This is a genomic window from Actinoplanes sp. NPDC023801 (assembly GCF_040639655.1).
GTDB lineage: Bacteria > Actinomycetota > Actinomycetes > Mycobacteriales > Micromonosporaceae > Actinoplanes.
The window spans coordinates 335,863-347,810 of the sequence record NZ_JBFAAI010000004.1; the positions used below are offsets into that span (position 1 = coordinate 335,863).

Genomic DNA, 11,948 nt, shown 5'->3' on the forward strand with positions numbered 1-11,948 from the left:
TGTCACGGTGGCCAATGCCCGGACGGCCTGAAAGGATCGACGGATGGAGTACCGGTACGTCGGGGGCAGCGGACTTCGAGTCAGCGAACTGTGCCTCGGCACGATGACATTCGGCAACGAGGCGGACGAGACGGCGTCGCACGCCATCCTCGACCATTACGTGTCGGCGGGCGGTGATTTCATCGACACCGCCGACGTGTACGCCGGCGGCGTCTCCGAGGAGATCATCGGCCGGTGGCTGGCCGGGCAGCAGCGCGACGCCCTGGTCATCGCGACCAAGGGGTTCTGGGCCACCGGTGACGCCGGCAACGACCACGGCGCCGGCCGGAAGCACCTCATCTCGGCGGTGCACGCCAGCCTGCGGCGCCTCGGCACCGACTACATCGACCTCTATCAGCTGCACTGCTTCGACGAGACGACGCCGATCGAGGAGACCCTGTCGACGCTCGACAACCTGGTCCGCGCCGGCCTGGTCCGACACCTGGGAGTCAGCAACTACGCGGCCTGGCAGCTGCAGAAGTCCGTCGACATCGCCCGGTTCCGCGGCTGGGAGCCGTTCGTGGCCGCCCAGCCGCTCTACAACCTCATCGACCGGGAGATCGAGACCGAACTCGTGCCGGTCTGCCGCAACGAGGGTGTCGGCATCATCCCGTGGTCGCCGATGCGGGGTGGCTGGCTCACCGGCAAGTACCGGCGTGGCATGACCTCGGCGCCGGCCGGCAGCCGCTGGGACGGCGACAAGCAGCCGTGGCTCGGCAACTGGCAGGACAGCGTCGACGAGCGCGTCTGGAACGTCACGGACGCCCTGATCGACGTCGCCGCCACGATCGGGCGCAGCCCGGCCCAAGTGGCGTTGCGCTGGCTGGCGCAGCGGCCCGGGGTGACCGCCCCGATCGTCGGCGCCCGCACCGTCGAGCAGCTGGCCGACAACCTGGGCGCCACCGGCTGGAGCCTCGACGAGAAGCACATGGAGCAGCTGACCGCCGCCGGGGAGCAGCCGCTGCCGTACCCGCACGCCTACATCGCCAGGTCGCCCCGGCGGCGTACTCCGTGAAGACCCTCACCACCAGCGACTGGGACGCCGGAGCCGGCAAGGAACGCCGTCACGAGGGTGTCCAGTTCTCCGCGCTGGACCTGTGCGAGACCGACCTGGAGGGCGTCGAGTTCTCCGGGTGCGTCTTCCGCGACGCCCGGTTCAACTGCTCGCAGCAGGCCGACGTCGCCTACCTGAACTGCCGCTTCGTCAACTGCAACTTCTTCGACGCGACGCTGACCAACTGCAAGGCCGTCGGCAGCACGTTCGAGGGCTGCACCTTCGACCTGACCACGGTCGACGGCGGCGACTGGTCGTTCATCGGGCTGCAACGCGCCGACCTGGGCACCGCCACGTTCACCGGGGTCCGCATGCGCGAGGCCGACCTGACCGGGGTCCGCGCCCGCAACGGCACCCTGCGCGGACTGGACCTGTCGGCGGCGCAGCTGACCGGCGCCGACTTCACCGGCTGCGACCTGCGCGGCACCGACCTGCACGCCTTCGATCCGCGCACGCTCGAGCTGCGGGACACGGTCATCACCGCCGACCAGGCGGTGGTGCTGGCGATGGCGCTCGGCCTGCAGATCCGCGACGCATGAGCCGCACCACGCCCCCGCGACCGTTCGACGTCGCCGCCGTCTTCCCCGAACTGCGCGAGCACGCGGCGACGGTCACCCGCCTGCATCCGCGGCCCGGGGATCCGACCGCCGCGGACAGCTCGGTGGGCGGCCCGCTGCTGTGGCCCGCCGCCGAGCCGTGGCCGCACTGCTCCGACGGCGAGGAGCATCACGCCGACACTCTGCTGACACCCGGGGCGATCCGGCACAAACGGGGCAACCTGACGGCCGCGAGAGGACGCGACCTCACCGATGAGGAGCGCGCCGGGATCCCGGCGTGGGACTACTCCGAACCGGAGCGTCTCCTGCGGCAGCCCGTCCCGATGGTCCCGGTGCTGCAGCTGCACCGGCGGGACGTGCCGGGCTTCCCCGGCCCGGACGACTGCGACCTGCTGCAGGTGGTCTGGTGCCCGCTCGACCATCCGGAGGACGACTTCAACCCCCGGCCGCGGGTGTACTGGCGACGCGGTGCCGACATCACCGACCGGCTCCCCGCGCCGCCCGAACCGGCGGTGGTCGCCGACCGTTATCTGCCCCTGCCCTGCGTGCTGCACCCCGAGCAGGTCGTCGAATACCAGGACAAGGACCTGCTGCCCGAGGACCTGGCGGCCCGGATCAGCGACTGGGAGGAGGAGACCGGGGCCGACTACTTCTTCGATCTGGCGCTGGCACCCGGCTGGAAGGTCGGCGGGTTCCCCGACTGGTCGGTGTCCGGTCCGCAGGACGTCCGGTGCGGGGAGTGCGGCTCGGCGATGGTCCTGCTGCTCAGTGTCGCCAGTGGCGAGTGGGCGGCGGAGGGCGTGAGCTGGCGCCCGGTCGAGGACCCGCCCGATGCGCCGTGCGACCCGACCGAGGTGGTGGTCGGCCGGGCCTCGGATCTGCACATCTTCCGCTGCCCGGTCTCCTTCGGTCACCCGGTCGCCACCGCCTCGCAGTAACGCCGCGGCAGCAATCGGGAGGGCTCACGACAGTGGGGTGGCCTCCCCCGTGGGATGTGAGCGGAGCATGCCGTCGGTGGCGCACTCGTGGGCGAACACGGCCGCCGCGACACTCGCCGGGTCCAGAGTGACCACCACGTGCCCGCCGTCCTTGCCGGCACCGGTCCGCTGGATCTCCGCGCCGATCAGGGCCAGCGTGGCGGCGAACGACCGCACGTACTCCTGTTCGCCCGACTCGTCCCCCGGCGAGTCGGTCTCGTCGCGTTCCCAGGTGCGGACGGCGGCTTCGGCGGCCTCACGGGGCAGGCGGACGGTCAGCGGCGGAAGTTGCCCGGCCAGGTGAGCGCCGATGACGGCAAGAAGGCGGGCGTCGTCCCGGTATCGACGCTGTGCGGAGGTCTCGGCCATGATCGGCAGGATAGTCACTATCCGGCCACGAAGTCCCATACCGGCAGTCCCCTAACACCCGCTAGAGCATCCTAGGAATCTAGGTGTTTGCCTTCGGTACGGTGTGCCGGTTTACGCTGATGGCATGTCTGTGAGTGCCGCTCCCGTTACCCACCTCGCCCGGCCGCACCGGCCGGTGGTCGTGGCCGGCACCCTCAGCGAGTTGCGCGGCCCCACGACCGGCTTCGCCGAACTGCCGCTGCGCCTGTGGTGGCACCCGCAGCGGGCCTTCGACCTGAGCCAGCACACCATGCTCCTGTGGATGTATGAGAACGTCCTTCGCGAGGCCATCCGCATAGACGAGCTGCGCGACCACCTCGACGGCGCCACCCTGGTGCGCCTCTGGCCGGAACTCAACCTTCCCCGCGGCGTCCGTGCCGCCTGGGAGGCTCGCCATCCCCGGCTACGCACCCGCGCCGCCGCCTGACCTCGCAGCGCGTCGCTCGTGTGCGACGTGCGGGGAGTGTGCCAACCTGGGCGCGTGAGTGTCGACGACTTCTACCGGGACGTGGCCCGCATCGCCCTGGCCGTCGCCGACAAGCACGGCTTCGTGCTCGGGGGCGGTGTGGCGTGGCTGGTCAACGGGCTGGTCGCGCGGCCCACCGAGGACATCGACCTGTTCACCGACACGGCCGGTGGGGTGGCCGCCGCCGCCGGGGAGGTCACGTCGGCCCTGTCCGCGGCCGGCTACCGGGTGGTACGGGAGGACGCCGACGAACTGTTCGCCGGCATGGACGCCGACATCCAGGAGTTCCTGGTCGCGGGCGAGCACCGGGCGCTGCGCCTCACGCTGTGCCGCCTGGACCGGCATCGCACTCCGGTCGTCATGGACGTGGGACCTGTCATGCATCTCGACGACCTGGTCGCCACGAAGGTGGCCGCCCTGGTCAACCGCCGGGAGGTTCGCGACTACATCGACGTGGCGGCGGCTCTGGAACGCTATCCCCTCGACCGGATCCTCGATCTGGCACACGCGGCCGACCCGGCGCTCGACCCGGAGGACATCGCCGACGCGGGCCGCTACCTGGATCGGCTCGACGACGCACGGTTCGCGCTCTACGGTCTGGACCGGGAGGCGATCGCCACCCTTCGCGCGCGGCTGCGGGACTGGCCGCGCTCCTGAGCACCGGTCCCGTCGTCCGCGAGCCGGGACGGCGGCTGGCGCGGGGCCGCCGGCGCGGTCTGGTGAACCGGTTAATCGAGCCGTTCGCCGATCCGGCAGGATGATGGTCATGGCGACGATTCTGATAACCGGCTCGAGCGACGGCATCGGGCGGCACACCGCGGAGATCCTGGCGGCTGACGGGCATCGGGTGACGTTGCACGCCCGCACCGAGCGCCGTGCCGAGGACGCGCGCACGGCTGTGCCACAGGCGCACGACGTGATCGTCGGAGACCTGGCCTCCCTGGCCCACACCCGTGAGCTGGCCGCCCAGGCGATCGAGGCCGGCCCGTTCGACGTGGTGATCCACAACGCCGGCATCGGTGGCGGGCAATCCGCTCCGGAGATCACCGAGGACGGACTGGAGCGGATCTTCCAGGTCAACACGCTCGCCCCGTACCTGTTGACCGCGCTGATGCCGACGCCGGCCCGCCTGATCTACCTGACCTCCGGGCTGGAGGCGAACGGGCGGGCACGCCTCGACGACGCGCAATGGCGGACCCGGCAGTGGGACGGCATGCAGGCCTACAGCGACTCCAAGCTGTACGACGTGATGCTGGCCTTCGCGGTGGCCCGGCTCCGGCCCGGCACCCTGAGCAACGCGGTCGACCCGGGCTGGATCCGCACCCGGCTGGGAGGCCCGGACGCCACCGACGACCTGCCGGAGGGTGCGGAGACCCAGGTCTGGCTCGCCACCTCGGACGAGCCGGCGGCCACGGTGACCGGCCACTACTTCAAGCGCCGCACGTCCCTGCCGGCGAACCCGCAGGCGTACGACGAGAGCCTGCAGGAGCAGCTGCTCACCCTCTGCGCGGACCTCACCGGCGTCAAGCTCCCGGCCTGATCACCGGCCGGCGGCTCAGCGCTCCCCTGCCTCGGCTGGTACGTACGGCTTGCACCCGGTTTGTAGATTGCCCGCCATGATCATGGAGGTGCGCCGCCGATGCCGCCCATGCAGATTCGCGCCCGGCGCCGACCGGTTGACAGCACGCGAGCCGGCGGTTCTCTCGTCGCAAGGCCGAGGGCTGTGACGCGAACGTGGCCGACGGTCAGCCGGCGGGCGGTGCTCGGGGCTGCGGCATTCCTACTGGCCGGGTGCACCCAGGAGGGCGAGAAGGCGACCACCTCGGCGCGCCCGTCCGTCAGCCCTCCGGACGCCGCCCCCAGGCCTCCCTCGGCCACCGTGTCCGGGGCGACGGAACGTCACGGCCGGCTCGTTGAACTGGAGCGCAGGTTCGGCGCACGGCTGGGGGTGTATGCGGTGGACACCGGTACCGGTGTCACCGTTGCGCACCGGGCGGACGAGCGATTTCCGTTCTGCTCGGCCTTCAAGGGGCTGGCGGCCGCCGCGGTCTTGAACAGCACCCCCATGGCGAGGTTGAACCAGCGGATCCGGTTCACCCGGGCTGACGTGGAGCCGAACTTGCGGAACTCCGTCAAGACCCGGGAAAGGGTGGCCACCGGGATGACGCTGGGCGAGTTGTGTGACGCCGCGATTCGTTTCAGCGACGGCACGGCCGGCAATCTCCTCGTCCGTCAGCTCGGTGGTCCGGCTGCGCTGACGGCCTACCTGCGGACGCTCGACGACACCGTGACTCTTGCCGAGCGGACGGAGCCGGCGCTCTGGCGCGACTGGACGCCCGGAGACCAGCGCGACACGACTTCCGCGCGTGCCATCGGTACGGACTATCACCGGATCGTCGCCGGCGACGCTCTTCCCGGCGACGCCCGGGCCTACCTTCGTGACCTGCTGGAACGTGCCGACGAGACGCCCAGCAGCCGGAATCGGATCCGGGCCGCCGTGCCGCCGGGATGGATCGTGGCCAACAAGACCGGCACCGGAGGCAATTACGGTCCCGCCAACGACATCGCCGTCGTGTGGCGGCCGAAGCCGGCCGAACCCCTGATCATCTCCGTCATGTCGCACCGGACCGGCCGCGACGCGGAGCCCGACAACACTCTCGTCACCGAAGCCGCGAAGTACGCACTGGACAGGATCACCTGAGTATGGCCGCGGGCCGTACATCGATCGCCGCTCTCGGTGTCCTCATGGTCGTCGAGGTCATTCACCTGTTCCTGGCCATCGGCTATTACGAGGACCGGATAACCGTCGTCACCCATGGCCTGCCGGATGTGTGGCCGGCCGCGTTCGCGTATGCGTTGTCCGACCATGTCGTGGACGAGCTCGGGCACGTGTCCGGGCTTGCCGTCGAGGCGAACACGGTCAGCGGACTCATCTGGCTGACCTCGATGACCGTTGCCGTGACCGCCGTGGCGATGTGGCTGCGCCGGGTCCCGGTGAGACCGCGATGGGACAAGGCGACCCTCGGCTGGCTCACCGGTGCGGTGGTGTTGAAGGTGGTGTCGGCCGTCTACAACACCGTCGCGGCACCTCCCGGGCCATCCGTCGGCGGAGTGCTGGCCACCCGGCCGGTCGCGTACTCACTGTGGATGGTGTCCACCGTCGTCCTCGTGGTCGCCGCCTGGCGCCTGATGCGTACGATCCAGCGCACCACGCGTTGAGTGGGTCGCACCTTCCGTAGCGGCATGTGGTCAAGTGGACCTGCTCCCTTGAGGGAAGGTCCCTGCTGGTGCATTCGTCTGTCATGCCGCCCCGCCGAGTCAGGATCGGTGACGCGGCGGCCTTCGCCGGCAGCACGCCGCGGGCGATCCGCCATTATCACGAGATCGGCCTGCTCCCCGAGCCTGAGCGGGGCGGTGACGACCGTCGCCGCTACGGGTACGAGGACATGATCCGCCTGCTGTGGATTCGCAGGATGGCCGACGCCGGGATCGCTCTGGACGACATCCGTGACGCCTTCAGCAGCGGCACGGCGTCCGCCGGTGCGGACAGCGGAGACGTCATCGAGGGCATCCTCGAGCGGTTGGAGGAGACCCTCGCCGACCAGGAGGCCGAATTGCGGCGGCAACGGCGATTTCTCCCCCGCCCGCCGGCGCTGCATGGAACTGGCCGAGGAGGTGTCGGCCCGGGCCCGGCTCCGGGAGGTCAGTCCCAGAAACATTCCAGGTGGCCGGACGTCTCGATGATGTCCGCGTCGGCGCAGAACTCGAGGTCGGCGCGCAACGAGTCGTCCATCCGCGGCGCCCAGACGGTCTCCAGCGACACCCGGTAGTCGTCCCGGTCGGGGGTGACCGCGTAACCCTGCGCGTAGGTGCCCGGGTGGTCGCAGACGAACTGGAAGATGTCCCAGGCGGACGGGGCAGCGTTCTGCCGGTCGTCCGGATCGAGCCACTTCCCGTCGAGCAGCGCGGCCAGCCCGGCGGCGTCCAGCGGGCCGAAGAATCCGGCGCTACCGGTGAAGGTCTCGCCATTGCTCCAGTCCGCAGGCGACCGCGACGGCGGCGGAGACGGCGAGACTCATCGATCGGCGCACCGGGAGAGTATGCCGGGTTTCGACCTGCCCGCTCGGGAGGCCTTCACGCGGCCCACCGGCCGGTCAGACCGGGACGGCAGACCGGGACGGCAGGAAAGGGAACGCCGGTACGTCACTCAATACCGGTAGTGGATATCGGCGTGTCCACTTGCGCCCAGGAAGTTGCTCACCGGCACGCCGATGCTCTCCTGTTGCCCTGGCGTCCACACGACGTTCTCGTCGGAGCCACCGGCGCTGGAATTGGCACCATCGTTGCCGGAGGTGCCGTCAGCGCACTGGAACAGCACGGTGTTGTAATCGAGTCGAACCGTGAAGAAGAGCGGATAGGAACCATTGCCGTCTCTGGTTCCGAGACTGACGGTGCCCGTAGCGTTTGCAAACGGCGGGGCGGAAGCTGTGCCCTTGCAGCCGAAGGTGTCGCTGTATTCCATGGAGACCGTTGCGTCCTGCGGGACGTGGTAGCCACAAGGGCCGTCGGGGGAACATGGCCCCTGCTTGGTCGCAGCGAAGCTCACCCTGTCGATACGAGTCTCGTCCTTGTGGAGCTCAAGCGTGAAGCTGATTCTCATCTGCTGAGGAAAAGGGTCTTCGTCGTGCGGTGCGACAGCTGAATGAATGCCCCTGCCGGGATGCGAGTCAGATGTTCCGGCGGGCTGAGCCGCGGCCCGGTTCGGCTCCATCGTCATCACCGGCGAAAGCGAGCTCAGGAGAAGGAACATCGCCGTTGCTCCAGCACTGCGGCCTGAACGATTGTTCGCCAGCATGCCGCCGAGTGTAAGGGAGATGAGAAACCTAATATGTCCAAAACAGGAGAAACCGCTCGCGGGGCCTGCTCTGATGGCGCCGCCACCGTACTCGCCGGGCGGTGTTGCGACGACCGCCTGGATCGGTCCCCGGTGCGATACGGCTCCGGCCCGGCACTGACGTAGGGTCCGATCATGGACGTGGTCGTGGTGGGTGCCGGGATCGCCGGCCTGTCGTGTGCGCGGGCACTGGCCGAGGGCGGCGCCCGGGTCCGGGTCGTGGAGCGTGGCCGGGTGGTCGGCGGCCGGCTCGCCAGCAAGCGTTACGACGGCCGGTACGCCGACATCGGCGCCGCCTACCTGGTCGCCGACGACCCCGATTTCACGGCTCAGGTCGCGTCGTGGCAATCGCGAGGGCTGGCCCGCCCGTGGACGGACACGTTCCGGGTGCATCCCGGGACCACGACGACCGGGCCGGTACGCTGGGCGGCTCCCGGCGGACTGCGAACGCTCGCCGCCGATCTCGCCGAGGGCCTCGACGTGCGGCTGTCGGCGCCGGTGGACGAGGTGCCCCGCGACGCGGACGCCGTGGTTCTCGCGATGCCGGGCCCGCAGGCGCTGCGACTGGCACCGCCGCCGGGGATCGTCGCGGCGGCGTCCGCGCAGGTGTGGCGGCCGGTGATCGCCGCGGTCCTGACCTACCCGTCCCGGGAGTGGGAGGCGTTCCCCGGCGCATTCGTCAACGACCACCCCGTGCTGGCGACCGTCTGCGACGACGGCGACCGCCGCGGCGACGGCGCCCCGGTCCTGGTCGCCCACTCCACCGCGGAGCTGGCCGCCCGGCACCTGGACGATCCGGAGGCGGCCGGACCGCTCCTGGCGGAGGCGGCCGGTGAGCTGCTCGGCATCTCCGCGGTGCCGCGGGTGGACGTACATCGGTGGAGTTTCGCCCAACCCGAGGCGACGGACGGCACCTTCGCCGTGGACGGCCGGGTGTGGCTCTGCGGCGACGCGTTCGGCCGTCCCCGTGTACAGACCGCGTGGATGTCCGGCCGGGCCGTCGCCCATGCCCTGCTCAGCTGATCAGGCCGCGGACGGCGCGTCCGGGACGTCGGCCTGGTAACCGGCCGCCTGCATGGTGAACAGCTGGGCGTACAGGCCGCCGGCCGCCAACAGTTCGCGGTGCGTTCCGGACTCGGTGAGCGCGCCCTGGTCGAGCACGAAGATCTGGTCGGCGTGGGTGATGTTGGCGAGCCGGTGGGTGATCAGGATGGTGGTGTGCTTGCCCTGGCGGCCGCGCAGGGCTCGGAACAGCGCGTCCTCGGCTCGGGGGTCGAGGGCCGACGACGGCTCGTCCATGATCAGCAGCGGGGCGTCGCGGAGGAACGCGCGCGCCGCGGTGATCCGCTGCCACTGACCGCCGGAGAGGTCCTGGCCGTCCTTGAACGTACGGTCGAGCAGGGTGTCGTAGCCGTGCGGCAGTTCCTCGATCATGTCGTGAGCGGCGGCCAGGGCGGCGGCGGCCTCGATGCGCCCGGCGTCGGCCGGTGCGTCGACGTCACCCATGGCGATGTTCGTGGCGGCGCTGAACGGCCACTTGTTGTGTTCCTGGAGGGCGACCGCGATGTGGGCCAGCAGACCGGCGGTGTCCCATGCGGCGTACGGCCGGTCGTTCCAGGAGACCGTGCCGGCGGTCGGGGTGCGCAGCCCGGCGATGATCGCGGCGAGGGTGGACTTGCCGGAGCCGTTCTCGCCGACGAACGCGACCGTCTCGCCGGCGCGGACGGTGAGGCTCACATCGTCGACGGCGGGCCGGTCACGGTCCGGGAACCGTAACGTCACGCCGGAGACCGCCAGCACGCGCAGCGTCTCCGGGGCCGGACCGGTCGCATCGGGTTCCGGCGGCAGGTGGCGGCCGGCGGCGGTGAGGAACCGCACGTACTCGTTGAAGAACTGTCCGCTGGCGTAGACCCGGTCGATCTGGAAGGTCACCTGCGCCAGCGACCGCTGGGCGGCCTGGACGGCGATCACGCAGGTCGCGGCCGCGGCGAGCGGGATCCGGCCGTTCAGCAGCAGCACCCCGAGCAGCACGTACACGCCGGTCAGGGCCATCCCGCCGACGGCCGCGCCGATGCTGGTGGTCGTGGTGACCCGCTGGGCGACCCGCAGTTCGACGGCGATCTGCGCACCCATCACCCGGTCGTAGAGACCGAGCAGAAAACCACGGAGGCCGTACGTCCGGAGTTCGGCGGCCGAGTCGCGTTCGGCCATCAGGCGCTGCAGCACCCACTGGCGGCGCCGCCGGGTGGAGCTGGCCAGATAGCTCTGGAAACGGACGTGCCCGGCGCGCAGGGCCGCGTAGCCGGTGGGGACCGTGGCCACCAGCAGGGCGAGCAGCAGCGGGTGGACGGTGAGCACGGCGACCGTGACGGCGATCAGGCTGACCAGGCCGGCGAACAGGTTCATGGTGTCCTGCACCAGCTCGATCGCCGCCTCGGTGCCGCGGGTGCCCCGTTCCATGCCCTCGGCGAACGCGTCGTCGTCGAAGGCCTTCAGCTCCACGGCGGTGGTGTGCTCGAACAGTTCCCGTTCGACCAGGACGTGCACGCGCGGGGTCAGCCCGTTCAGCGCGTACCCGACGGCCATGCCGAGCGTGCCGCGGATCGCCGTCGCGGCAGCCAGCATGACCAGCGCGGGCATCGCGGCCCGCACCCGGTCGGGGGTCGGGCCGCCGGCGAACAGTTCGATCAGGACTCGCTGGGTGGCGATCAGGCCGAAGGCCGCCATCGACCCGGCGCCGATCGTCGCGACGGTGACCAGCAGGGTTCGGGTCCGGTCGGCGCGCCACGCGATGCGGACGGCTTTGCGGATCAGGCCGGGGAGTTCGGCGAACAGGCCCAGCATGCCGGCGTCGGCGCGGGCCCGGACGCCGGTCTCCCACCAGCTGGGCCGTAGTTCGGGGAGGACTGCGGGGCTCGCGTCGGCACGGAGGCCGGGGATCCGGGTCACCCCTCAAGCGGTACCCGACCGGGGCGTCGCGTTCTGTCGGGCGCACGACCCCGGGCCCGGATCCGGGCCCGGCACGGACCGGTTGTCCGGCGCCGGCCGGATCGATGCCCGGGACATCAGTCAGCGACGCCGGTGAAGCCGTGCACCTTCTCCAGCCGCAGCCGGACCAGCAGCTCGCCCTCGACGGCGTTGCGGGCGCCGTAGCCGGGGGCCAGTTCGCCGCCCATGTAACGCTCGGCGATCCGGGTGGCCCAGACCAGCATCTCGTCGAGGTCGGTACTGATGGTGACCGGGCCGCGGACGGTGACGTAGGCGTAGGGCGCAGACTCCTCGTCGACGCAGACGGCGGCCCGGCCGGTACGGATCAGCGCGCGACCCTTGACGGTGTCGGCGCCGGTGTTGAACACCAGGTCGTCACCGTCGAGGACGAACCAGATCGGCACGACGTGCGGGGTGCCGTCGGCCCGTACCGTCGCCAGTTTCCCGGTCCGCGTGCCGGCCGTGAGGAAGTCGCGGAGCTCGGCCGTCGTCATCGCTTTCGCCATGGTGGCATTCTGCCGCCGTCAGGGCCCGCGCTGGATCTTTTGTCGTACCCGGCAGGTAG

Annotated in this window: 14 protein-coding genes; 10 read left to right on the forward strand and 4 right to left on the reverse strand. The window is 70.8% G+C overall.

What is annotated here, in order from left to right:
• Positions 1-43: 43 nt before the first annotated feature.
• The 3 genes from AB0G04_RS11525 to AB0G04_RS11535 are packed head-to-tail and all read left to right on the forward strand — an operon-like array spanning position 44 to position 2,588.
• Complete coding sequence (locus AB0G04_RS11525; protein ID WP_360980461.1) at positions 44-1,054, forward strand: aldo/keto reductase; 1,011 nt, start codon at positions 44-46, stop codon at positions 1,052-1,054.
• Positions 1,051-1,632, forward strand: coding sequence for a pentapeptide repeat-containing protein (locus AB0G04_RS11530; RefSeq protein ID WP_360980464.1), 582 nt, complete (start codon positions 1,051-1,053; stop codon positions 1,630-1,632). The genes AB0G04_RS11525 and AB0G04_RS11530 overlap by 4 nt, the downstream gene beginning before the upstream one ends.
• Positions 1,629-2,588 carry a hypothetical protein gene (locus tag AB0G04_RS11535; protein ID WP_360980467.1) on the forward strand — a complete coding sequence of 320 codons (960 nt, stop codon included), beginning with the start codon at positions 1,629-1,631 and terminating at the stop codon, positions 2,586-2,588. Before AB0G04_RS11530 ends, AB0G04_RS11535 begins: the two co-directional genes overlap by 4 nt.
• 24 nt (positions 2,589-2,612) lie before the next feature.
• Here the strand turns inward: AB0G04_RS11535 and AB0G04_RS11540 are convergent, their stop codons facing one another.
• Positions 2,613-2,996, reverse strand: a complete 384-nt coding sequence (locus AB0G04_RS11540; RefSeq protein WP_360980470.1) for a hypothetical protein — start codon at positions 2,994-2,996, stop codon at positions 2,613-2,615.
• A 124-nt stretch (positions 2,997-3,120) separates the two neighbouring features.
• Here AB0G04_RS11540 and AB0G04_RS11545 point away from each other — a divergent pair, with 124 nt between their 5' ends.
• The 6 genes from AB0G04_RS11545 to AB0G04_RS11570 all read left to right on the forward strand — a co-directional run bounded on the left by AB0G04_RS11545 (position 3,121) and on the right by AB0G04_RS11570 (position 7,331).
• On the forward strand, positions 3,121-3,462 hold the full coding sequence (locus AB0G04_RS11545; RefSeq protein WP_360980473.1) for a hypothetical protein: 342 nt from the start codon (positions 3,121-3,123) through the stop codon (positions 3,460-3,462).
• A 54-nt stretch (positions 3,463-3,516) separates the two neighbouring features.
• Positions 3,517-4,158, forward strand: coding sequence for a nucleotidyl transferase AbiEii/AbiGii toxin family protein (locus AB0G04_RS11550; RefSeq protein WP_360980476.1), 642 nt, complete (start codon positions 3,517-3,519; stop codon positions 4,156-4,158).
• Between the two features lie 109 nt (positions 4,159-4,267).
• Positions 4,268-5,041 (forward strand): SDR family NAD(P)-dependent oxidoreductase, encoded by a 774-nt coding sequence (locus AB0G04_RS11555; RefSeq protein ID WP_360980479.1) that lies wholly within the window; start codon positions 4,268-4,270, stop codon positions 5,039-5,041.
• Between the two features lie 183 nt (positions 5,042-5,224).
• Positions 5,225-6,202, forward strand: a complete 978-nt coding sequence (gene bla / locus AB0G04_RS11560; RefSeq protein ID WP_360980482.1) for a class A beta-lactamase — start codon at positions 5,225-5,227, stop codon at positions 6,200-6,202.
• Between the two features lie 2 nt (positions 6,203-6,204).
• Positions 6,205-6,720 (forward strand): hypothetical protein, encoded by a 516-nt coding sequence (locus AB0G04_RS11565; protein WP_360980485.1) that lies wholly within the window; start codon positions 6,205-6,207, stop codon positions 6,718-6,720.
• Between the two features lie 68 nt (positions 6,721-6,788).
• A complete protein-coding gene (locus tag AB0G04_RS11570; protein WP_360980488.1) occupies positions 6,789-7,331 on the forward strand; it encodes a MerR family transcriptional regulator in 543 nt (180 codons plus the stop codon).
• Positions 7,332-7,708: 377 nt separating this feature from the next.
• On the opposite strand, the gene AB0G04_RS11575 is transcribed toward AB0G04_RS11570, so the two are convergent.
• Positions 7,709-8,356: a hypothetical protein gene (locus tag AB0G04_RS11575; RefSeq protein WP_360980491.1), complete on the reverse strand. Its 648-nt coding sequence runs from the start codon at positions 8,354-8,356 to the stop codon at positions 7,709-7,711.
• A gap of 174 nt (positions 8,357-8,530) precedes the next feature.
• On the opposite strand from AB0G04_RS11575, the gene AB0G04_RS11580 reads away from it, so the two are divergent.
• Positions 8,531-9,418 (forward strand): FAD-dependent oxidoreductase, encoded by an 888-nt coding sequence (locus AB0G04_RS11580; protein ID WP_360980493.1) that lies wholly within the window; start codon positions 8,531-8,533, stop codon positions 9,416-9,418.
• Here AB0G04_RS11580 and AB0G04_RS11585 read toward each other — a convergent pair whose 3' ends face one another.
• Both AB0G04_RS11585 and AB0G04_RS11590 read right to left on the reverse strand, forming a co-directional pair.
• On the reverse strand, positions 9,419-11,239 hold the full coding sequence (locus AB0G04_RS11585) for an ABC transporter ATP-binding protein (protein ID WP_360980772.1): 1,821 nt from the start codon (positions 11,237-11,239) through the stop codon (positions 9,419-9,421).
• Between the two features lie 221 nt (positions 11,240-11,460).
• Complete coding sequence (locus tag AB0G04_RS11590) at positions 11,461-11,889, reverse strand: PPOX class F420-dependent oxidoreductase (protein ID WP_360980496.1); 429 nt, start codon at positions 11,887-11,889, stop codon at positions 11,461-11,463.
• Between the last annotated feature and the right edge of the window lie 59 nt (positions 11,890-11,948).

What these genes read in the sequence shown, in the direction of transcription:
- AB0G04_RS11525 (WP_360980461.1), top strand. Translation starts at nt 44, where the DNA reads ATGGAGTACCGGTACGTCGGGGGCAGCGGACTTCGAGTCAGCGAACTG.
- AB0G04_RS11535 (WP_360980467.1), top strand. Translation starts at nt 1,629, where the DNA reads ATGAGCCGCACCACGCCCCCGCGACCGTTCGACGTCGCCGCCGTCTTC.
- AB0G04_RS11540 (WP_360980470.1), bottom strand. Translation starts at nt 2,996, where the DNA reads ATGGCCGAGACCTCCGCACAGCGTCGATACCGGGACGACGCCCGCCTT.
- AB0G04_RS11545 (WP_360980473.1), top strand. Translation starts at nt 3,121, where the DNA reads ATGTCTGTGAGTGCCGCTCCCGTTACCCACCTCGCCCGGCCGCACCGG.
- AB0G04_RS11555 (WP_360980479.1), top strand. Translation starts at nt 4,268, where the DNA reads ATGGCGACGATTCTGATAACCGGCTCGAGCGACGGCATCGGGCGGCAC.
- AB0G04_RS11565 (WP_360980485.1), top strand. Translation starts at nt 6,205, where the DNA reads ATGGCCGCGGGCCGTACATCGATCGCCGCTCTCGGTGTCCTCATGGTC.
- AB0G04_RS11575 (WP_360980491.1), bottom strand. Translation starts at nt 8,356, where the DNA reads ATGCTGGCGAACAATCGTTCAGGCCGCAGTGCTGGAGCAACGGCGATG.
- AB0G04_RS11580 (WP_360980493.1), top strand. Translation starts at nt 8,531, where the DNA reads ATGGACGTGGTCGTGGTGGGTGCCGGGATCGCCGGCCTGTCGTGTGCG.
- AB0G04_RS11585 (WP_360980772.1), bottom strand. Translation starts at nt 11,239, where the DNA reads ATGCTGGGCCTGTTCGCCGAACTCCCCGGCCTGATCCGCAAAGCCGTC.
- AB0G04_RS11590 (WP_360980496.1), bottom strand. Translation starts at nt 11,889, where the DNA reads ATGGCGAAAGCGATGACGACGGCCGAGCTCCGCGACTTCCTCACGGCC.